This is a genomic window from Vibrio sp. 2130-1 (assembly GCF_033339515.1).
Map to the genome: position 1 here is coordinate 19,986 of NZ_JAWOUT010000015.1, position 22,697 is coordinate 42,682.

Here is a 22,697-nt window from a genome sequence, read left to right on the forward strand (position 1 = left end):
GGCGGCCACCCTACTCTTCCTTCTCTTTATCCAACTTTCTTTATCACTCTTTTACATCATCAGCGTCTTGAACCGCTAAGCGCGCACCTTGCAGTACTAATGCTGTCAGCAAACGAACTTCTGAGGCCAACTCATCATTCCAAGCAGGCCAAATTCGAGAGATGTACGCATTATTGCCTTCGCCCGGGCTCATGAAGCCATCATTGAATGCGTCAGCCATTTTCTTCAAAGATTTCTCTTCGTCATCGACCCACTGACCACGGCTAAAGCCCGCTTCAACACAAGCCAACGCCGTTTTCGGGAAATAAGGCAAAGGCTTAGTCATGCCTTCGAAGAATAAGCGAACTAATTCAGTCAGTAGCTGTTTGGCATACTGCACATCGGCAATTTCTGGGTAGATCAAATGCAGCGCGCCTTCTTTACGATCGTAACCAATGATGTGAGTTTTCTTAGCATAACCCGACGCCGACATGGCAAGGTGATCGATCCACGCTGCAAGGTAATCCTGCGATCGAATCTTACCGCTTCGGTAACGAATCAACCCAGATTGGTAACACTGGGTTAGCCAACCTGTTAGGCGAACGTTTTTCTCTTCGCCTTCATTTCGCTCAAACAAGGAATCAAACGTCAGGTCGATTTCCAAATCGTCTTGAGGCGCACCAGATAAAAACGCCAGTTTATCCACCAGCTCTTCCGCTTGAACTCGGTTAGTTTCAAATTCGATATCACCAAACGCCCCCACCGGCAGTTTGCCTTGCGCGCGCTGTTGACTCATAAAGTGTTTAAGCACCTCTGTTTTTTTCTCTGGCTGCATCAATGTCGCTTCAAGCAAGGTTTCTAACAGCTCATCACGCATTTGATAGCTTTCCAAACCACCTAAAACAAAGGGTTCGTCGTCCTCCATCACCGGTAGTGGCGGTTCAAAGGTTACTTTTAAACGACGATTGAAAAAATACTGCACAGGTAAGCGCCAGAAACGTTGCAACTCGACTAAGTCGAGCTCAAGTGGGAACGTCGCTCCTAACAGATAGTCGTCTAATGCCCGATTAAAATCACGACGAACATAGCCTTGCGATTGACTACTTTGAGTCAATGCCGCTGGAATCCACTCTTTCGCGTAGCTGGCGTGCATGCCTTGGAACGCACTTGGGCTAAACGGCACCATGGCGTGGGTATTCACCAACGCATTTAATAAGTTGTCGCCAGACTCATCAACGGGCAACGCTTCATCACCACTTAAACAATAGTTTTGGTGGCAGTATTCCATCAGCTCAGAAACCAGAACCGAAGGCACTCGCTCGGTATTGTCTTGGATTGAACGGCCAACATAACTGATGTAGAGCGTTTGCTGTGCCGATAGCATTGCTTCGAGGAATAGGTAACGGTCATCATCTCGGCGCGAACGGTCCCCCGGCTTGGTTCTTCCCGTCATCAAGTCAAAGCCTTCTGGCGGCATGGAGCGTGGGTACACGCCGTCATTCATCCCCAGTAGACAAACGGTTCTAAACGGAATAGAGCGCATCGGCATCAGAGTACAAAAGTTCACTTGACCAGCAAGGAAGCGCTGGCTGACTCGTGTGCCAGATAATTTGTTTTGAAGGTATTGGCTGATGATCGACGGCGATAACGCATCATCAAATGCGGCATCAGCTAATTGCTCTTTGAGTTGGCTGAGCGTATCGCGAATGGATTTGAGCGCCATTTCGCCTTCTAACTCAACCGAGAAGAAGTCATCCAGCAGTGAAACCAAAGTCTCTCGCCAACCATCGATAGTTTGAACATGAGAAAGTTTGCTTCGATAAGTGCTAATTTGTTGGATAAAGTGTGCCAACTTGCCCGCCAGCTCTGCGCCCATGCCTTGCACTTCGTTGTACGGAGACAAACTGCCTTGCTCGGTTTCAAACAAACCTGCGGATTCCGGCATCGCGTAGCCAAGCAACATGCGTTGAATACCAAATTGCCATGTGTTTTGACGGGTTTCCGGCAGTTCAAATTCGCGTCCGGTATTGGCGTCCAATCCCCAGCGAATCCCCGATTCCTCAACCCATTGTTTGGCTTGTAAAAAATCATCTTCGCTGAGTTCAAAACGCTTTAATATCGCCGGAGTTTCCAGAAGTTCGAGTAATTCTGATGCCAAACAGCGCGTATTGGGTAAGTTCACCAACTGCATAAATGCGGCGAGAATTGGGCTCTCTTGATCGGCGGTTCGGTCAGAAATCGAATATGGAATAAAACGCTCACCCGGAGCGTTACCAAAGACCGCCTGAATCGCAGGGCTGTAAGCGTTGATGTCCGCGACCATCACGATAATATCGCGCGGTTTTAACGTTGGGTCAGCATCGAACATCGCCAACAGTTGATCATGCAGCACTTCCACTTCGCGCATCGGGCTGTGACAAGCGTGTAGGCTCAGTGATTTATCACCCAAGCTAACCACTTGTTTGTGATGACTGTTTTCAATCTGTTGATCATCTTGATGTTCTTCAAGATTGAGAATATCCGCTTGCAATTGATGGAGCAGACTGTCGCGCTCAACATCAACAAAGGCTTCGATTTCATGAGATTCCAGCTGAGACAACAGATACATATTGTCGCGCCCGAGTTTACCCATGGATGCCAACAGACTGTTTCCGACCACATCGGTGTGCAGCTCATCGATCACATTATCTTCCAGTGCTCCTTTCAGTTGCTCAGTTTCACCTTGCACTTCCGAGTGATCGTCCTGCCACACAACGTGCTGACGATGTTTCGCCGCCAAACGAGCCAGATATTTGCGATCTCGAACTTCACCCCAGTAATAACGACACGGGTTGGTGAACATCAGATGCACGTCGATGTGTTCACCAATTGCTTTTAGCGCATCCATATAGCGAGGCGGCAACGAAGAAATGCCAAAAACAAACAAACGCTTGGGTAAATGGTCAAAATTGCCGTTAAAACTCTCTAACGTGTCGATAAAGTGCTCATAAAGGTTGGCACGGTGATATGGAGACTGTCCTAATGACACAGTGTGATCATACAACGCTTGCCATAAGATCGGCTGCCACGGATGCTCATCTTCCAGCTCTGGCACACTCTGCCCTGCTTCCCAACTTGCGATCCACTCCGGACGATACACCAAGTAACCATCGAAAATATCGGCAATTTTCTCAGCCAGTTGATACAGCTTAGAGTGATCACTGTCATCTTTGAGGTACTGCGCTAACGGCGAAAACACGTCTTGGTTGAGAAGCCCCGGCAGCAGATGCATCAACTTCCAAGTCATCGCTTCTTTGTTAAACGCACTGCGTTTTGGCACGTCTGGCAACACCTGCGTAAACATTTCCCAAATGAAGGTAGCAGGAAGCGGAAAATCAATGTTCGCGGCAACACCAAACTCTTTGGCCAATTCCATTTTTAGCCACTGAGACATGCCCGGACTTTGAACCAGAATTTGTTCTTTTTCGAACGGGTTTTCCAGCGGACTGATTCGAATCAGTTCGACAAGGAGTGATTTAAGAACGTCAACTTGGTTGGAGTGATAAACAGTAAACAAATTGGGAATACCGAGCGCCGATTGAAACTGTTAGCTAGCTTAGCACAGCCCCATTTAAACCCGCAGTGATCTCGCGTTCGGAAAAAACAAAAGGTTATATATCACTCAAATAGAGTATGAATCTTCTGAATTTTCACATGTCAATCAAGTCTGACACTTCCATACAAAATGTGACATTCGTCGCAACTATTCCATAATAAAAAACACTGTTTTATACTCCCTCTACCCATAATTTATAAACAAACAAAAAGTATGTTTCGCAAACTGTCTTCCAACAGCGCTTGGCTGATTGCTTTTTTTGCTTGCTTTGCAGTGTACCTGTCGATCGCTTGTTATCCTTTTGTGTTGTCTAACAATCAGAATGAACCGCTAACCTTGTTGCAAGGTTACTATTTGGTTTCGACTCAATATGGCTGGCTGGGCTTGATCGCTCTTCCATTTATGTTGTTGAGTTTATTGCTCTCTTTTCTACCGACTCGAGCATTCAAAGGTATCGTGATCGCTATCGCGATCTGTCTATTGATCATGTTTAAAGTCGATATCCTCGTTTTTCAGCAATACAAACTTCACATCAACGCTCTATTAATCCGTATGTTTTTCGAAGGTAGCGGTGATGTCTTCGATATTTCGTGGATGAGTTGGCTAATCTTCATCAGTGAAATTGCCGTTCTGGTGATCGGGCTCGCTTGTACCGTTTGGGTAAGTAATCAACTGGCACAAAGCCGAGCTAAGTTCGTTTTGCTCAGCGTCTGGTTTGCTGTATTGCTTAGCACGCAGATGATTCATGCGTACAAAAACGCACTTTACGACGATGAAGTCAGTCAGTTTTCGAATAACTGGCCACTTTACTACCCGCTGACGGCTCGTAAATTTATTTACAAACACGACCTAGTGGATGAGAACATTGCATCGAAGAACCGCGTAGAGTTAACCAACATTGAACGTAGCTCACTCAACTACCCGCTTGCGCCGATTCAAGTGCAAAGCAAAGAGAAACAGCCCAATGTTTTGTTTATCTTGGTTGACGCATGGCGCTATAGTGATGCGACGCCGGAAGTCATGCCAAATGTCAGCAAGTTCGCCGAAAAAACGGTGAATTTCACACAACATATGAGCGGTGGCAACTCAACTCAAGCGGGTATTTTCAGCCTGTTTTACAGCTTGCCAGCGACCTACTGGGAAAGCTTTTACGCAAGCCAACGCTCTCCTGTTTTTATGGATACGCTGCAAGCAGAAGGCTACCGCATGGGCATTTTTGGCTCGGCGCCGCTCACCAGCCCGCCACTTTCTCGCACGGTATTCAAAAAAGTGTCGGACTTGACCCTGAAACAAACTGGGGAAACAGCTGTCGAGCGCGATCAGCAGATAACAGACAAGTTCATCGAGTTCCAAAAGCAGGACAGCGACAAGCCGTACTTTGGTTTTCTGTTCTACGATGCCGCCCACGGCACGGTGTTTCCTGAACCTGAATTTGCGAAATTCAAACCATACTGGGAACGCGTTGACCACATTTTGCTCAACAACGATTTTGACGCTTCGCTTTACCACAATCGATACAAGAACTCGTTGTACTACATCGATAGCTTGATTGGTGATGTGCTGAAAAACGTCGACTTAGACAACACCATTGTGGTGATTTCATCTGATCATGGTGAAGAGTTTAACGACCATAAGATGAACTATTGGGGCCACACGGGTAACTACAGTGACGTTCAAGTACATGTTCCTCTTTACGTGTACATGCCAAATCGTCAACCAGAGCAAATTGATTACCGCACGACCCATTTTGACGTCGTGCCAACCATGATGAATACGCTGTTTGACGTTCAAGGCACAACAAGTTCATACAGTGTTGGTCATAACTTGTTTGATAACTCTGCCCCTCGCGATTGGTATATTGCTGGCAGCTACTACAACTATGCATTGGTCGGCAAAGAACTGATGCTTGTGGTCAATCCTGGCGGGCACTCTCAGCAACTGAATCGCCAGTTAAAAGTCGAGAAAGAACAGAAAGTTCCTGTCGATATCATTCGTCATTCTCTGGATGAGATGTCGCGATTTTACAAAAAAGGCTAGCGTCCAACATCGACGCCGATTGAAATAAAAAAGCCTCTTGGTTGTAAGACCAAGAGGCTTTTTCCTATCTGCTATTTAAGCGTGATGAGCGTGTATCAAGCGTGGCTGAATCAACAAGTTGTTGATGTATTGTAAGGCCACATAAGAGACAACAAATGTTGCCACAATCAACTCAAGACCAGCTAAGCCTCGCACTTGTTGAACATAGTGCGCAGCCAATCCTTGCAACTCCATCCAATTCGCCATTTTAAACAGAGCCGTTGCACCAATCACCATTGGGAAGGTAAACGCTGCGTAACCTGGACTAAATGGCAGTCTTAGCAATTTAAAGAATGCTAGGTAAATGATGGCTGTCATCAATACCGCGATACCAAATAGCATAGCGATGATCACTGGTGATGGTGTCGCAGTGACCGTTAAGTACCCTGCCAATGATAAACTTGCTGGCGCTGCCATGATTGCCATTGTTGGTTTCGCTGCATCCGGAATTTCATGGGTAAACATGAAACGGTAAATCATCATCGGCAACATGATCGCGTACGCCACCATACCAAACATCAATGCACCTTGTGCCACTGGTGCTAACATCGGGTTGCCAGAGAAAGACACATCCGCAACGATGATACCCACTGGCGGTACAAACCAACTAGGAACCATGTGGTGCAATTCAAAATCTTTGGCGCGATGGTAAACAAAGCTCACCAAGAACACGATGTGCAGAACCACCGCAATCAGCCAAAGCACATCACCAGCCAATGGGTAAAAATGGCCGAGAGAGTTCGATACCACCATAGTGCCCATCGCAAATGTCGGAACCACGCTACCCACAACCGGATGAGCAAGATCTTGTCTCAATAGATGATTATGTAGCAAAAACTTGGTTGCCAATATAGCCAATAATATGCTCGCGATACCCGCACTAATCCACTGTCCGTAGCCATGTAATTCGGCGAAGTTCTCCCAACTCCAGCCCAAGCTTGCAATACCAAGAGCCAAACCCGCCATTGGAGTTGGCGCTCCCATTACTTTTGCTTTTGTTCTTTGAATCATGATGACCTCAACCAGACTCACTCTTGATGGGACGTATAATACGCTTGCACTTCGTTCCGATATATCTAATTATTTAAAACAAACGTTCAGAATTACTTAACGGTAGGGTATGGCAAGTCACATTTCTCTTAAACAACTGAAAGTGTTTACGACGATCACGCAGCACAAAACGCTCACAGCGGCTTCTGATAGTCTCTTTTTATCGAAAGCCGCAGTGAGCATGGCACTCTCAGAATTAGAAAAACAGATCGGCCATCACTTGTTTGATCGTGTTAATAACCGACTGATTTTGAACCAAGAAGGTCAAAAACTGCTACCACTGGCGGATGAGTTACTCAACCGAGCCAAAGACATCGAGAGCATTTTCGATGGTGACCAAGCGCTATCGGGCCAACTTCGCATTGGTGCCAGCGACACCATTGGCAACCAAGTCGCGCCCTATTTGCTTAGCGAATTTCGTCAGCAAACGAACCATCGTTCTCAAAGCCTGTTCATTTCTAACTCCGCACAAATCTGCGACATGCTGACCGATTACGAGTTAGACATAGCCCTCATTGAGGGCAAAACACTTCACCCTGAATTGCAGTCTACCCAGTTTAGCGAAGATGAAATGTGCGTGATTTGCGCGCCCGATTACCCAGCCGCGCACGAAGGGCCAGTAAACTTAACCGAGCTAGAAAACAGTGAATGGATATTGCGAGAGGCAGGATCTGGTTCACGCGAATTTTTTATGCGCGTTGTCGCACCGCGCTTGGAACATTGGCATGAAGCTTTTCAGCTCAATACCACCGAAGCGTTGATCAACTCAGTATCGGCAGGGTTAGGCTTGGGCTGCTTGTCACGTTTGTCTGCAGAACCTGCTATTCGTGACGGCCGCGTAAAACTGCTCGACATGCCTTTAGATATGAAACGTCGCTTCTGGTTACTGGTTCATAAAGAGAAATATCAAAGCCCATTGCTCAAAACGTTTATCGAATTTTGCCAAGATTGGGAGCGACCAACAAACCTTCCTTTGACGGACAAACCCGCAAAGTGAAACCAAGATAGTTTAAATGCTAGTCAGTTAGTTGTACGTGTCTCTCATTCTGAGGCTTGTGGCTAGACTTAATTGGTCAAAAACTGTATAAAAAGCCAGTATAAAATTTAACAAATTAACTTAGAGGACCAACCATGGCTGTAATCGTCAAGTACGTGGTAGAACGCAATGGAGAAGAGAAAATGACTTTTACCTCTAAAGCGGAAGCTGACGCATACGACAAAATGCTGGATATGGCGGACGAGTTATTCTCACTGCTGGGTAAGAGTGAACTTCTAGAAGACGAAGGTAAGCAAGAAGATCTTGCAATGTACCTTGCGCAAAACAAAGAAGAAGTGCTTTACGCTCTGGGTGCAAAACGTAAACCTGCACCAAAAAAAGCAAAGAAGCTTGAAGCTGTTGAAGAAGATGGCGATCAAGAAGACGCTGCATAAGCCTCTCATTTGTTTAGAAAAAACGTCGCATTATGCGGCGTTTTTTTATGCGTTGTATTTATCGCCATATATCTCTGAGAATATAAAGAACCGATTTGATATCCCAAATTGCTCTAAATTTCATGTTGCAGATTAGTGTGACTTAGATCTAATCTAAATGGGCACGGTGATGGGGTGCCACCGGAATCGAAAGGTTCGAACCGCTTTCAAAGCTAATGACTCCTACAGAAACGAAAACAGGTCAGCCCTGTTGGAAATGCTCTCGCCTGTGTTGTGAAAGCAAGAGTTCTGTAGTGAGCAATTCAACTCTTCTCCAACCCCGCTCCTGTTTTCTCAAAAAATAAAAATACACTGGGAAAACATTATGCAATATTCACACGAAATCCAATCAATGTGCCCGATTCAACGCGGCGATCTTCATGCATCTGCACCGATCCCTGTTGAAGGCGCAATGATCAATCCAAAAGACGTTATCGCGATTTCTGGTCTTAGCCACGGCGTTGGTGCTTGTGCTCCTCAACAAGGCGCAGCAAAACTGACCCTTAACGTCAAAAATGGCATCATCGAAGAAGCTTTGATCGAAACGATCGGCTGTTCAGGCATGACTCAATCAGCAGCGATGGCCGCAGAAATCCTAACTGGCAAAACCATTCTTGAAGCACTGAATACCGATTTGGTATGTGATGCTATCAACGTCGCGATGCGCGAAATCTTCCTTCAATTTGTTTACGGTCGTACTCAATCTGCTTTCTCTGAAGGCGGCTTGGAAATTGGTGCGGCACTGGAAGACCTTGGTCAAACTCAACGTAGCCAAGTGGGTACTAGCTACTCAACTAAAGCAAAAGGCGTACGTTACATGGAGTTAGCTGAAGGCTACGTAACAAAACTCGCACTAGACGAAAACAAAGAAGTGATTGGTTACCAATATCTCAACCTAGGCAAGATGATGAAAGCCATCAACGAAGGCGTATCTGCAGCAGAAGCCGCAGACAAAGCAACGGGGACTTACGGTCGTTTTGACGAAGCCGTAACTACCATCAACCCACGCCAACAATAATTGCCACCAAGAGGAAAGAGATTATGAACACTCCAATTACTGAATCTGTACGTCGCACATTAGACGAAATGCAACTTTCTTCTCTGGAAGAGGCTTACCAATACTGTATGGATCGTGGTATCGACCCTAAAGCACTAGTGATGGACACTCAACCTATCGCGTTTGAAAGCGCTGCCGATGCCTACACGCTAGGCACTGCTTTGGCGATTTTTCGCGGAGCAAAAACAGCAGAAGAAGCTGCAAACATCATCGGTGAAGGCCTTCAAGCCTGCACAAAACCAGGCAGCGTAGCAGAGCAACGCCGAGTGGGCATCGGTCACGGTGCATTGGCGGCTCGTCTATTGAATGAAGAAAGTGGCTGTTTCGCTTTCCTTGCGGGTCATGAGTCATTCGCAGCGGCAGAAGGCGCAATCAAAATCGCATTGAACGTGAACAAATCACGTAAAAATCCGTTGAAAGTTATCCTAAATGGTTTGGGTAAAGACGCCGCTTACCTAATCTCACGCATTAACGGTTTCACTTACGTGCGCACTCAATACAACTACCAAACTGGTGAGTTAGTGGAAGTAGAACGTCGCCGTTTCTCCCAAGGTCCACGAGGTGAGATCCTTTGCTACGGTGCAGACGATGTGCGTGAAGGCGTGGCTATCATGCATAAAGAACAAGTGGATGTGAGCATCACAGGTAACTCAACCAACCCGACTCGCTTCCAACACCCTGTAGCAGGTATCTACAAAGCGGAACGTAACCGTGAAGGCATGCCTTACTTCTCTGTGGCATCAGGTGGTGGTACTGGTCGTACTCTACACCCAGATAATGTGGCGGCAGGTCCTGCATCCTACGGCATGACAGACACTATGGGTCGCATGCACGCCGATGCACAATTCGCGGGCAGCTCTTCAGTACCTGCACACGTAGCGATGATGGGCTTCATCGGTATGGGCAACAATCCAATGGTAGGGGCAACGGTTGCACTTGCAGTAGAGGTCGGTGAGCTAAGCCTCTAAATCGATTTATCGCTTTACTATCCAAAGCCAGTAAGTCCAACAAACCCAGTGTAGGGGGAGTGACTTCGGTCCTCCCCTTATTTTTTGCGATGCGCCCTTCTCCAACTTCACTGTGTCTCTGTCCAAAATCGGTCTGATAAGGCTTTTGCGACACATTTCTCATCAGACAAACATATCTCTAAAAAGACAAAAGGTATCCATCTACAGACTTTCTCCATTTCCCCTCTTTAAACTCCCCAACACTCTCTTTATGATGGCTGACAACTTAATTATTTCTTGTCAGTGAACAGACGAGACACAAGACTCAACACATGGAGATCAACTATGGCTTTCTTCTCTCTAGCCTTTGGTACGGCAACTAAAAACCGCGACGGCAAAATCATCGAAGCGTTTTTCCCAAACCCAGTTCTTAACCCAAGCGAAGCGCTTGTTAACGCACTAGCAGCAGTAGCAGGTTACGAGCAAGGCAACCAAGCTATCGAGATCTCTGCAGCACAAAGCGCAGAACTGGCAGCAGCATTTGAAGCAAACGGCGATGCGGTAAACGCATCTTTCGCAGCAAAAGCAGCAGAATCAGCACAACCACTTGTACTGGTTATCCTTGCAACTGACGAACAGCCACAAAGTGTTGCTGAAGGCTTCCTAAAGCTTCAACTTATCTCTAACCGCCTAGTTCAACCACACGGCACGGTACTAGACGGCATCTTCGGTCTACTACACAACATCGCATGGACTAACGAAGGTCCAATCGACCTACCTGAACTAGCAGAGCGTCAAATCGAAGCTCGCCTAGCGGGTCGTGCACTAAGCGTAGATTGCGTAGACAAGTTCCCTAAAATGGTGGACTACGTGGTACCAACTGGCGTTCGTATCGCTGACACTTCTCGCGTACGTCTTGGCGCACACGTTGGCGAAGGCACAACGGTAATGCACGAAGGCTTCATCAACTTCAACGCGGGTACAACTGGCGTGAGCATGGTTGAAGGTCGTATCTCTGCTGGCGTAGTGGTTGGTAACGGCTCTGATATCGGCGGCGGCGCATCTATCATGGGTACGCTATCTGGCGGCGGTAAAGTTGTGGTTTCTATCGGTGAAAACTCGCTACTAGGCGCGAACGCAGGTCTTGGTTTCCCAATGGGTGACCGTTGTACTATCGAATCAGGTCTATACGTAACTGCTGGTTCTAAAGTACGCATGCTAGATTCTGCTGGCCAAGAAGTAGAAGTAGTGAAAGCACGTGATCTTGCTGGTGTTTCTGACCTACTGTTCCGTCGTAACTCTGTAACAGGTCAAATCGAGTGTCTTGCAAACAAGAGCGCGGTTGAACTAAACAGCGAACTGCATAAAAACAACTAATTCATTTGTGAATTAGCCCTACGAAAAATCCCCCAGCAGGAAACTGTTGGGGGATTTTTATTGCCTGATAGATGGCACATTGTTACGACATGGCGTGTGACGTAATACTGAGCGTTTCAAACACTCTGTTTTTAGAACTTTACTTGTTCAAAAAGTTCACCGCTTTATCAGGGAAGTCAGTAAACAAACCATCCACTTTCACCTGATTGTAGAAGATATCCATCATGCCATCGAAGCTATCCGTGTACGCAGGAATACGCCCTGGATCCGCTCGGAAAGTATAAGGGTGTACTTGCAAGCCCGCGTCTTTTGCTGCTTTCATCAAAGGTTTGATGATGATGTTATCCTTGGTTGATTTGTCATCCACCAACATTGGCTTCCAAGGACCGATCCCTTCCGCGTATTCCGCGACCTTCTTCATACCATTGGCTTCAAACATCCAGTCATAACTGTATGGTGTTGCCTTGTCGCCTTTGTACTCCATGGTCTCGTTCCAGTCGGTGTAAGCCATGAGCTGAACGAGCTTTAAATCCATGTCCATTGCAGGCATGAGCTCACTGTTGATGCGTTGAAGCTCATTCGCATCAAAACACTGAAGGTATACTTTGTCGTCTTGCGAATCGTAACCGTACTGTTTTAAAACGTTAAGCACCGCTTTTGAGATGTCTTTGCCTTCATGGCGATGGAACCAAGGCGCTTTGATTTCTGGGTAAATACCGATGTCATAACCCAGCGTTTTGTTTAAGCCTTGGATCAGCTCAATCTCTTCGGCAAAAGTAGGTACGGTGAAGTCTGATTTCCACATTGGGAATCGTGTCGGATAACCAGCAACCTTGTTCCCTTTCTCGTCGATGTTAAAGCCTTCAGTGACTCGCAATGATTTGATTTCTGCCAACGTGAAATCAATCGCGTAGTAACGGCCATCTTTACGAGCGCGGTCAGGAAAACGCTCCGCAACATCCGTTACGCGATCGAGATAATGGTCATGCAACACGACCAACTGGTCATCTTTCGTCATTACCACATCTTGCTCTATGTAGTCAGGTTTCATTGCGTAAGCAAGTGCTTTGGCTTCTAGCGTGTGCTCAGGCAAGTAGCCCGATGCACCACGATGCGCAATGACAAGCGGCTTCGCAATCGCACCAGCAGAGAGGCTAAGTGCTAAAAAAGTAAGACATACTGACTTTGTTTTCATTGTTATTTCCTTGATAAAGCGAAGAGGCAGTATTCCACTGCCTCTTTAAATAAATATTACGCTAGCGCTTCCTTCTCGCGCTCTTTTTGCTCGTGGTGCGCACGTTCACCTAAGAAGGCGTACATCAAACACACGATAGAAGTAATACAAGAACCCACTAAGATGATAAAGCCACCATCCCAGCCAAAGTGGTCTACGGTGTAGCCCAAAATCGCGTTTGCGGCAACTGCCCCACCTAGGTATCCAAACAAACCAGTAAGACCAGCGGCAGTACCTGCCGCTTTCTTCGGAGCGAGTTCAAGTGCGTACAAACCGATCAGCATAACCGGACCATAGATTAGGAAGCCAATTGCAATAAGCGCCATCATATCTACTGTTGGGTTGCCCGCAGGGTTAAACCAATAAACCATCACTGCAACTGTCACTAACACCATAAATAAGATACCAGCAGGTGCACGACGACCTTTGAACAATTTGTCAGAGATCCAACCACACAATAGTGTTCCTGGAATGCCAGCCCATTCGTATAAGAAATAAGCCCATGACGATTTATCTACCGAGAAATCCTTCGCTTCTTTTAGGTAAACAGGTGCCCAGTCCAGTACGCCGTAACGAATTAGGTAAACAAATGCGTTTGCAATTGCAATCGACCAAAGAAGTTTGTTATTGAAGACGTATTTGAAGAAGATTTCCTTCGCTGTCATTTCTTGTTCATGGGACTTGTCATAGTCATCTGGGTAATCGTCTTTGTATTCTTCAATAGGAGGCAGACCACAAGACTGAGGGGTATCGCGAACCGTCATCCAAACAAACACAGCAACCAACGTGGCGAAAAATGCAGGAACATAAAATGCAGTGCGCCAATCATCGTTAAATGCCCACAGGCCAAGAATAAATAGTGGACCAATCAAGCCACCACCCACGTTGTGCGCCACGTTCCAAACCGAAACGATCTCACCACGCTCTTTACGTGACCACCAGTGCACCATGGTTCGGCCACAAGCAGGCCACCCCATCCCTTGGAACCAACCGTTCAAGAAAAGCAAAATGAACATCGCAGTGACGCTACCAGTCGCCCATGGCATAAAGCCAAAGCAAAACATCACTAATGCAGACATCAATAGGCCGCCACTAAGGAAATAGCGAGGGTTGGAGCGGTCTGAAACGCTGCCCATTAGAAACTTAGAGAGACCATATGCAATGGAAACAGCTGCCAAGGCGACACCTAAGTCTCCGCGGCTAAAGCCTTGCTCGATAAGATAAGGCATCGCCAAACTGAAGTTTTTACGAACTAGATAGTAACCGGCGTAGCCAACAAAGATACCGATAAAGAGTTGCCAACGGAGGCGAGAGTAGGTGCTATCGATGCTGCCAGGGGACAGACGATCAATGTGCGCCTTAGGTTTGAATATTCCAAACATAGGAACCTCATTATTTTGTATGCGATGGTAAAAACACAAAAGGAGCGAACGAAACAAAATAAATCTTCGTTCGAAAGTTCATGAATTGTATGGAGTTAGGATTTTATTTCTGTGACAAATGTTGCACATGAATTAAATATAAGTAAATACAGTAAATTATATGAGCATTAATTAGATCATCGTTCAACTTTACTCAAGATTCGTTAATATTAAACTGATGTTCAAACCCCTCACTTTAGCATTCCAATTCGAAACCTTTGAAACAAAGGCTCGAATTAGAACATAAACTAACCGTAAAAAGGGCGATTTACGCCTGCCCTACTCGCTCCGAACCAACTAATAACTAAAAAGCTGAAAAACGATCACGGTTAGCATCAAACGAAATAAAAAAAACAATTTTTTATTTGAATACAAGCCGAAGCAATGATTCACAAACACAAGACATTAACAGCGTTTATTCTCTTCTCAACTCATCCTATTGGTATCAATGGGATGACGATTTTTTCTAAAAGTCCAAACATGACTGCGTATTTTTATATCACTGCTAGCCCTTGATACATTTGACATCCTCCTACTCCTTTAGGGTTAACTGCTACACAAGTTCTGTGTAATAAATCTCCAAGCACGTAGCAGCTTCACAAAACTCCTCTTACCAGTTGTGCATTCTTTTTCACATCGGTAATTTGAGCGCTCTCAACACTGGCCTCGTGACAAATAAATTATTTTCGTTGTGTTCTTTTCCGGTTAAAAGATGCGCCATTTAACAAAAACGAAGACTTTGATTAACAAATTTATGCTCAAACGCTCATTTTTAACGCTCGTTTGTTTTCGCAAACGTTTATATATGCACAATAGTATCGTGCTAGACAGGCAAAAATGATCAAAGGACTTTTAACATGACAACGAACAAACACCCCTCTCTGCTTGGAGAATGTTTGGCCGAGTTTATCGGTACAGGACTACTTATTTTCTTCGGCGTAGGCTGTGTTGCAGCCTTAGTTCTAACAGGCGCATCATTTGGACAATGGGAAATCAGTATTGTATGGGGCTTCGGTGTCGCCATCGCTATTTACTGTACGGCTGGCGTCTCTGGTGCACACATCAACCCTGCCGTTACCATCGCACTTGCTATGTTCCATGGTTTTGATAAGGCGAAAGTGGTGCCATACATTATCGCTCAAATGCTTGGGGCATTCTGTTCTGCTGCATTGGTATACAGCTTATACAGCAACCTTTTCACCGACTACGAAATCGCTCATAACTTCGTTCGCAGCAGCCAAGATGCACTAGCAACTGCTGGTATCTTCTCAACCTATCCGCATGCCTCCCTCTCTTTCTTTGGTGCTTTTGCTGTGGAATTCGTTATCACTGCTGTGCTGATGTTTGCGATTCTGGCTCTGGGCGATGAAAATAACGGCGCGGCACGTGGCGCAATGAACCCTCTATTGATCGGTATTTTGATTGCCGTCATCGGTGGTTCACTTGGCCCACTAACAGGCTTTGCGATGAACCCCGCTCGTGACTTTGGACCGAAACTGTTCGCTTACTTCGCAGGTTGGGATTACGCTCTGACAGGTGCTAAAGACATTCCTTACTTTATCGTGCCTTTACTTGCTCCGATTGCAGGTGCGTGTTTTGGTGGTTGGTTGTATCCAAAAGCGATTGCAGCTTACCTTCCACAACAAGGCCACGGTTGCACGATTCCAAACCAATGTGAGACGGAAGAAGAAACAGAAGAAGCTAGAGCTTAAAACTGACGTAACTCGAACATTTACTAAAATATAAATAACGAAACAAAAGGATTCTTACCATGACTGAGCAAAAATACATTGTTGCCCTAGACCAAGGTACAACAAGCTCTCGCGCAGTGATTCTTGATCACGATGCGAACATCGTAAGCGTCGCGCAACGCGAATTTACTCAGATTTATCCAGAAGCTGGTTGGGTTGAACATGATCCAATGGAGATCTGGGCAACACAAAGCTCTACCTTAGTAGAAGCTCTAGCTAAGTCTGGTATCCGTAGCGACCAATTAGCGGCTATCGGTATTACTAACCAGCGTGAAACGACCATCGTCTGGAATAAAGAAACAGGTAAACCCGTTTACAATGCGATCGTATGGCAATGTCGCCGTACTGCTGATATCTGCGAAGATTTAAAAGCACGCGGTCTCGAAAACTATGTACGTGACAACACTGGTTTGGTGCTTGACCCTTACTTCTCCGGTACCAAAGTTAAATGGATTCTGGACAATGTTGAAGGCGCACGAGAAGACGCAGAAGCAGGTAAGCTGTTGTTTGGTACTATCGATACTTGGTTAGTTTGGAAGATGACTCAAGGTCGCGTTCACGTAACCGACTACACTAACGCATCGCGTACCATGCTGTTTAACATCAACGATCTATGTTGGGATCAAAAAATGTTAGATGAGCTTGGCATCCCAGCATCTATGATGCCAGAAGTGAAGCGCTCATCGGAAATTTACGGTAAAACCAACATCGGTGGTAAAGGCGGTACTCGTATTCCTATTTCTGGAATCGCAGGTGACCAACAAGCGGCGCTTTACGGCCAAATGTGTGTTGAAGCGGGTCAAGCGAAAAACACTTACGGTACGGGTTGTTTCTTGCTAATGAATACTGGCCAAGAAAAAGTCACTTCGACACATGGCCTTCTAACAACTTTGGCTTGTGGTCCTGCAGGCGAACCAGCTTATGCACTTGAAGGTGCCGTATTCATGGGTGGAGCTTCTATCCAATGGCTACGCGATGAATTGAAAATCCTAAACGGTGCAGAAGACTCTGAATACTTCGCGACAAAAGTGGATACATCAAACGGCGTTTATGTCGTGCCTGCATTTACTGGTTTAGGCGCTCCATACTGGGATGCCTACGCACGTGGCACGATTGTCGGCCTTACTCGCGGTGTGAATTCAAACCATATCATCCGTGCAACATTGGAAGGCATCGCTTATCAAACTCGTGACGTACTGGATGCGATGCAAGCTGACTCAGGCATTAAGCTTGCGAACCTTCGAGTCGATGGTGGTGCAGTAGCGAACAACTTCCTAATGCAATTCCAATCCGATGTATTGAACACAGAAGTACACCGCCCTCAAGTAACTGAGGTTACCGCTCTTGGTGCAGCCTACCTTGCCGGCCTTGCAGTTGGTTACTGGGATAGCATTGATGAGTTGCAGAATAAAGCGGTACTTGATCGCACCTTTGAGCCACACGATGATGAAGAAAAACGCAATCGTCGTTACAAGGGCTGGAAACGTGCAGTGAAATGTGCACAAACCTGGTCTGAACTTCACGACGAAGAAGATTAATCTCATCTCCATAAGAAAAAAGAGCGCCATTTGTGCGCTCTTTTTGCGCTTTATCCCCGATTCCTGAACTCGCTTACTTCTCACAACGAGCAAATTCGAGCACAATAGAGCTTCGAATTTGAAGCATTGGCCGTTACCAATGCACAAGGGAGTGGTAAGTGAAGCAAATACCTCGACACCAGCAGATTGTTGAGCTGGTGAAAAAACAAGGCTATGTCAGCACGGATGAGTTGGTAGAAAGATTCAATGTCAGCCCACAAACCATCCGACGCGATCTCAATGAACTCGCCGATGACAACAAAATTCGTCGTTATCACGGTGGAGCCACTATTCCTCTCAGTTCTGAAAACACATCTTACAACACGCGTAAAGCGCTCAACTTCAATGAAAAAGATGTCATTGCAGACGAGGTAGTCAAACACATTCCAGATGGTGCCACACTATTCATCGATATCGGCACCACACCAGAAGCAGTTGCGCGAGCGCTCAATAAAAACCATAAACAGTTGCGTGTTGTCACCAACAACATCAATGTTGCGACCATTCTTTTCCCTAACCCTGAAATCAAAGTCATTTTGGCGGGTGGAGAAGTCCGCAGCAGAGACGGCGGTATTGTTGGCGAGGCTACCCTCGATTTCGTTAAACAGTTCCGTCTCGACTTTGGTATTCTCGGCATTAGCGGTATCGACTTCGATGGCTCGCTATTAGACTTTGATTACCACGAAGTCCGGGTAAAACAAGCGATCATTGACAATAGCCGTAGTGTATTTCTTGCCGTAGACCACACCAAGTTCGGGCGCAATGCTATGGTGAAACTAGGCAATATTGCACAGCTCAACATGATCTTTACCAATAAGCAGCCACCAGAAGAAATCTTGTCAATTTTGAAGGAAGCTTCTATCCCACTTGAAGTGGTTGAAGCTAACGAATCAAACTCCGAAAACGAGTAACGTCAATCGTATAATTCCCCCTCAAATGACCTCTGTCTTAATTAGACAGAGGTTTTTTTGTGTCTAAATCACACAAAACGCTCACAAACGAAAATAATAGATGATCACAAACGAAACCTGAGCTAGGATTACATTATGTTCTAAAATGCTCGTTCGCTCACCAAGAGGTCAAATTTATGAGTATACAAAATAATGCTTCCACTACTAGCTCATCCACTACCTTAGACTTGATCGTAATCGGTGGCGGCATTAACGGAGCTGGTATTGCGGCAGACGCAGCTGGCCGAGGTTTGAGTGTTGGCTTATATGAAGCAAATGACTTCGCATCTGCGACTTCTTCAGCAAGTTCTAAACTGATACACGGCGGTTTACGCTACCTTGAACACTACGAGTTTCGTTTAGTTTCGGAAGCGCTCGCAGAGCGTGAGGTTATTCTTCGTAAAGCACCACACGTCGCACTACCAATGCGTTTCCGTTTACCGCATCGCCCATTCCTACGCCCAGCTTGGATGATTCGTTGTGGCCTTTTCCTTTACGATAACTTGGGTAAACGTACGACGCTGCAAGGCAGTAAAACCGTCAACCTTGCGAAATCTGGCTTGCTAAAACCAGAAATGAAAACGGGTTTCGAATACTCTGACTGTTGGGTTGATGATGCACGTTTAGTATTACTGAACGTTCTTGCGGCTCGCGAAAACCATGCTGAAGTACGTAACTACTGCCGCGTGGAAAAAGCACACCGTGAAGGTGGTATCTGGCACGTTACTATTCACGATGTGATGACAGACCAACGTTTCGAACGTAAAGCGAAAGCGTTAGTCAATGCTGCGGGGCCTTGGGTAAAACAGTTCTTTGATGATGGATTAGAGCAAGCCTCTCCTCGTAACATTCGCTTAATCAAAGGCTCGCACATCGTTGTTCCTCGTATCCACAACGAACCGCAAGCCTACATCCTTCAAAACAAAGACAATCGCATCGTATTTATGATTCCTTACTTAGATAAGTTCTCAATCATTGGTACAACAGATGTGGAATACAAAGGTGACCCACGTGAAGTGTCGATCTCAGATGACGAAGTCGATTACCTCATTGATATCGTAAACCAACACTTTGTCCACCAGTTGACTCGCGAAGATGTAGTTTGGACATACAGCGGTGTTCGTCCTTTATGTGACGATGAATCTGACTCTCCGCAAGCAATCACACGAGACTACACGCTAGAGCTCGATGCGGAATACGACCATGCACCTCTGCTTTCTGTTTTTGGTGGTAAGTTAACGACCTACCGTAAGTTAGGTGAAGCAGCAATGAAGAAACTTGCTCCGTTCCTACCTGAAATGGGTAAAGACTGGACGGCCAACCAAACCCTTCCTGGTGGTAACTTCAGCTGTAGTCGTGAACAATTAGCTAAACAAATTCACGCTAAATACACTTGGGCGCCAGAAGCATTGATTCTTCGTTATGTCACACAGTTTGGTACCCAAACCTGGAACTTAATGGAAGGCACAACAAGTGAAGCTGACTTAGGACAAACGTTCTCGGCACAAGCAGGTGGTGTTTACCAACGTGAGATCGATTACTTAATGAACCATGAAATGGCAATGACCGATGAAGACATTTTATGGCGCCGTACTAAGCTTGGTCTTTACATGAACGAGGAAGAAAAACAGGCCTTAACGGACTATTTAAAGAAAAAGCTACAACAGAAAGTGGTTAATCTTTCTCAAGTTGGCTAACAGCTCCCCTCCCTCCCCCACAATAAAGCCTGCTTAGTTGCAGGCTTTTTGTTTTGTTGTTTAAGCACAACACCTTGGTGCGCTCCACTCGATTGCAAATAAGAACAACTATTCATAGACATTTGGCGTTAAATACAATCATACTCATTTGAAAAATAATGCATCAATGACTTCAGAGTACCGTACTCAGAGTATTGCCTCTGTATGGCAATGCAATTCTCGCGAAAGAAGTATCTTGAGGTTATTTTGGTATCGGCTCAAACAAGGAAAAGAAAATGGGTTTTATGATTGAACATTGGGACTTCTCAACCCCAGAAGCAACTCAACAATCCACCACGGCAGAGCAAATTCAAGCTAAGCATTGGTACCATTGCGAACGGCTGCATCCCGATATTCGTGGTTGGCTGGAGCAGAACCAAGTACCTCGAGCTACGGTTGATCATCTATTAGCCGACGAAAGCCGACCATCTTTCCATCCTTTAGATGACGAGAACTTCATGTTGATTTTACGAGGCGTCAATATGAACGGCAATGCATCACCAGAAGATATGCTTAGTATTCGAATTCTCTACTTTCAAGGCGCACTCATTTCAACTCGTAAAATTCCATCACGCGCGATCATGGAGATTCGCCAAGCATTAGCGGAACACAAAGGCCCAAAAAGTCTTGCTAGTTTACTTCATCAGATCATTGAAGGATTAAACAGTAAAATAGACATTTACCTTGATACGATTGAAGAAACACTAAACCAGTTCGACGTGAATGATGAGTCGACGTACAAACATATGGCGACTCAAAAAGCACTGATTTCTATTAAGCGTTTTATTCGCCCTCAGCAGTACGCTATCCGTGATCTTGTGGAGTCAGAATCAGAATTGATTGCTTTGAGACCTCATCAATATCGCTTCGCACACAATAATATTACGCGCATAAATGAAACACTTGAGTTTTATCTTGGAGAAGTGGCGCTTTTCCAAGAAGAGATCAAACATCATCGTGATGAGAAAACCAATAAAAACAGTTACCTGTTTACTTTGGTAGCAACGATTTTTCTACCAACCAGCTTCTTAACAGGTTTACTCGGCATCAATGTTGGTGGAATGCCAGGTGTGGAATCCACCATGGCATTCACCTGGTTCTGCATCGCCTTAATTGTCATTTTTGGTCTAGAGTGGTGGCTATTTAAACGCTTGGGGCTCACGAATAAAGCGGACGACGAAGACGAATAAACACTAAACCTATAAAGAACAAAAACCAAAAGAGGAGCACGCGGTTCCTCTTTTCTCTAATCACATCAGAATCTTATCCGGGGTGACCATCCACACGAGGGGTCACAAGCATCACACCAAAGCGCCACACAAATAGCCCAAACGCAACAATCCATAATCCGCCGCTGATATCAATCCACAGTATCATGTTCGCTGGGTCAAAGATCACGGCGAAACTGCGAACCAAAGCTGCCGCGGTAATCGCCGCAAACGCAAGGCTCATGTTTGGCCCTTTGTAGATCATGCGACCAGTATGTCCCATCGTCACCCGTGTAATCATCGCTAAAATCAAACCGCCTAACGCACCTATCGCAAACAGATGAATGAGGTTATGGCTGGCAAATGAATCTCCCCAGACGCCTCGCAAAATTAAGCTTAGTGGTAAACACAAATACGCAGCATGCAGCGACCACACTAAAGGCTCGCTCAGGGTTAACCAAGGTTTCCAGCGAACAAAACGCACCAACTGAGCAACACCTGCAAACAGCATCAAAGGACTACCTAGTTCTGCAAACGTCACAGGGAAAAAGCTCAGCACAAATAGCATTACCAACGGCAAGTTCGCAAACCACTCTAACCAAGCCAATGGTTGCGCTTTTTCGAAATTAAATCGACGCGCAGTAAAAAATGGAATCACACGTCCGCCCATCACTGACAACAGCAAGGTAAACCACCACAGCATTGCTTGCCACACCGCTGAAGAGCTAAAGGGCGGCATACCTTTTATCGTTGCGTAGCTTGCAAAGTTCGCAAAGATGGCTAAAAGAAACAGTGGAACGAAAAACAAATTACGCCAACCTTTGGCTCGATACACACGAATGCCCACCTCATAGGCGACAAACAGTAAAAATACCGCTTCGATACTGCTGGTTAACCATAACGGTGCTTGTGTCCAAAGCAATATGCGGGGCACTAACCACAAGCCAAATAAAGCCAGAAGCATGTAATGCTTGGTACCATTAATCCCAGTCCAGTTTTGTACCGCGGTCAGTACAAAGCCAACTACGATGGCCATTGAAAAACCGAACAACATTTCATGTACGTGCCACCACAATGCAGGCACGGCCAATGCGCTTGGCGGCCCACTTTGGAACATCCACACCCATAACGCAATCGCAACAATGGCGTAAATCGACCCAAACAGAAAAAACGGCCGAAAGCCTAATCGCAGCCATGCGGGGATTTTTTCTTCTACTTTTTTATCGGTGATATTCAGCATTATCTTGCCCTCAAGCGTCTCTCGATGCT

Annotated in this window: 16 protein-coding genes and 1 riboswitch; of the genes, 11 read left to right on the forward strand and 5 right to left on the reverse strand. The window is 45.9% G+C overall.

Features of this window, described 5'->3' with window-relative positions; genetic code table 11:
• Positions 1 to 43 precede the first annotated feature (43 nt).
• Positions 44 to 3,535 (reverse strand): exodeoxyribonuclease V subunit gamma, encoded by a 3,492-nt coding sequence (recC, locus tag R7Q09_RS19270; protein WP_318071086.1) that lies wholly within the window; start codon positions 3,533 to 3,535, stop codon positions 44 to 46.
• Positions 3,536 to 3,787: 252 nt separating this feature from the next.
• On the opposite strand from recC, the gene R7Q09_RS19275 reads away from it, so the two are divergent.
• On the forward strand, positions 3,788 to 5,611 hold the full coding sequence (locus R7Q09_RS19275; RefSeq protein ID WP_318071087.1) for a DUF3413 domain-containing protein: 1,824 nt from the start codon (positions 3,788 to 3,790) through the stop codon (positions 5,609 to 5,611).
• A gap of 75 nt (positions 5,612 to 5,686) precedes the next feature.
• Here the strand turns inward: R7Q09_RS19275 and R7Q09_RS19280 are convergent, their stop codons facing one another.
• Complete coding sequence (locus tag R7Q09_RS19280; RefSeq protein WP_318071088.1) at positions 5,687 to 6,661, reverse strand: TDT family transporter; 975 nt, start codon at positions 6,659 to 6,661, stop codon at positions 5,687 to 5,689.
• A 109-nt stretch (positions 6,662 to 6,770) separates the two neighbouring features.
• Here R7Q09_RS19280 and R7Q09_RS19285 point away from each other — a divergent pair, with 109 nt between their 5' ends.
• From R7Q09_RS19285 to dapD, 5 genes are all read left to right on the forward strand, one after another.
• A complete protein-coding gene (locus tag R7Q09_RS19285) occupies positions 6,771 to 7,697 on the forward strand; it encodes a LysR substrate-binding domain-containing protein (protein WP_005386506.1) in 927 nt (308 codons plus the stop codon).
• Positions 7,698 to 7,831: 134 nt separating this feature from the next.
• Positions 7,832 to 8,131: a YebG family protein gene (locus R7Q09_RS19290; protein ID WP_009707466.1), complete on the forward strand. Its 300-nt coding sequence runs from the start codon at positions 7,832 to 7,834 to the stop codon at positions 8,129 to 8,131.
• A 156-nt stretch (positions 8,132 to 8,287) separates the two neighbouring features.
• A riboswitch (Fluoride riboswitch) is annotated at positions 8,288 to 8,363 on the forward strand.
• A 132-nt stretch (positions 8,364 to 8,495) separates the two neighbouring features.
• A complete protein-coding gene (locus tag R7Q09_RS19295; RefSeq protein WP_005386501.1) occupies positions 8,496 to 9,188 on the forward strand; it encodes an iron-sulfur cluster assembly scaffold protein in 693 nt (230 codons plus the stop codon).
• Positions 9,189 to 9,211: 23 nt separating this feature from the next.
• Positions 9,212 to 10,195, forward strand: a complete 984-nt coding sequence (locus R7Q09_RS19300) for a GGGtGRT protein (protein WP_009707468.1) — start codon at positions 9,212 to 9,214, stop codon at positions 10,193 to 10,195.
• 324 nt (positions 10,196 to 10,519) lie between these two features.
• Positions 10,520 to 11,551, forward strand: coding sequence for a 2,3,4,5-tetrahydropyridine-2,6-dicarboxylate N-succinyltransferase (dapD, locus tag R7Q09_RS19305; protein ID WP_009707469.1), 1,032 nt, complete (start codon positions 10,520 to 10,522; stop codon positions 11,549 to 11,551).
• Positions 11,552 to 11,690: 139 nt separating this feature from the next.
• Here the strand turns inward: dapD and glpQ are convergent, their stop codons facing one another.
• The gene (gene glpQ, locus R7Q09_RS19310; RefSeq protein WP_318071089.1) at positions 11,691 to 12,746 is read right to left on the reverse strand and encodes a glycerophosphodiester phosphodiesterase; all 1,056 of its coding nucleotides are present in this window, start codon (positions 12,744 to 12,746) and stop codon (positions 11,691 to 11,693) included.
• A gap of 56 nt (positions 12,747 to 12,802) precedes the next feature.
• Entirely contained in the window at positions 12,803 to 14,167 is a 1,365-nt protein-coding gene (glpT, locus tag R7Q09_RS19315) for a glycerol-3-phosphate transporter (protein WP_005380199.1), read from the reverse strand.
• 896 nt (positions 14,168 to 15,063) lie between these two features.
• Between glpT and R7Q09_RS19320 the strand changes: the two genes are divergently transcribed.
• From R7Q09_RS19320 to R7Q09_RS19340, 5 genes are all read left to right on the forward strand, one after another.
• Positions 15,064 to 15,918 carry an MIP/aquaporin family protein gene (locus R7Q09_RS19320; RefSeq protein ID WP_005380195.1) on the forward strand — a complete coding sequence of 285 codons (855 nt, stop codon included), beginning with the start codon at positions 15,064 to 15,066 and terminating at the stop codon, positions 15,916 to 15,918.
• Positions 15,919 to 15,977: 59 nt separating this feature from the next.
• Positions 15,978 to 17,495 carry a glycerol kinase GlpK gene (gene glpK / locus R7Q09_RS19325; RefSeq protein ID WP_318071090.1) on the forward strand — a complete coding sequence of 506 codons (1,518 nt, stop codon included), beginning with the start codon at positions 15,978 to 15,980 and terminating at the stop codon, positions 17,493 to 17,495.
• A gap of 158 nt (positions 17,496 to 17,653) precedes the next feature.
• Positions 17,654 to 18,445, forward strand: coding sequence for a DeoR/GlpR family transcriptional regulator (locus R7Q09_RS19330; protein WP_005380192.1), 792 nt, complete (start codon positions 17,654 to 17,656; stop codon positions 18,443 to 18,445).
• A 176-nt stretch (positions 18,446 to 18,621) separates the two neighbouring features.
• Positions 18,622 to 20,181: a glycerol-3-phosphate dehydrogenase gene (gene glpD / locus R7Q09_RS19335; RefSeq protein WP_017636005.1), complete on the forward strand. Its 1,560-nt coding sequence runs from the start codon at positions 18,622 to 18,624 to the stop codon at positions 20,179 to 20,181.
• 275 nt (positions 20,182 to 20,456) lie between these two features.
• Complete coding sequence (locus tag R7Q09_RS19340; RefSeq protein ID WP_005391702.1) at positions 20,457 to 21,410, forward strand: CorA family divalent cation transporter; 954 nt, start codon at positions 20,457 to 20,459, stop codon at positions 21,408 to 21,410.
• A 73-nt stretch (positions 21,411 to 21,483) separates the two neighbouring features.
• On the opposite strand, the gene R7Q09_RS19345 is transcribed toward R7Q09_RS19340, so the two are convergent.
• Positions 21,484 to 22,668, reverse strand: coding sequence for an NnrS family protein (locus R7Q09_RS19345; protein WP_318071091.1), 1,185 nt, complete (start codon positions 22,666 to 22,668; stop codon positions 21,484 to 21,486).
• Positions 22,669 to 22,697: the final 29 nt, after the last annotated feature.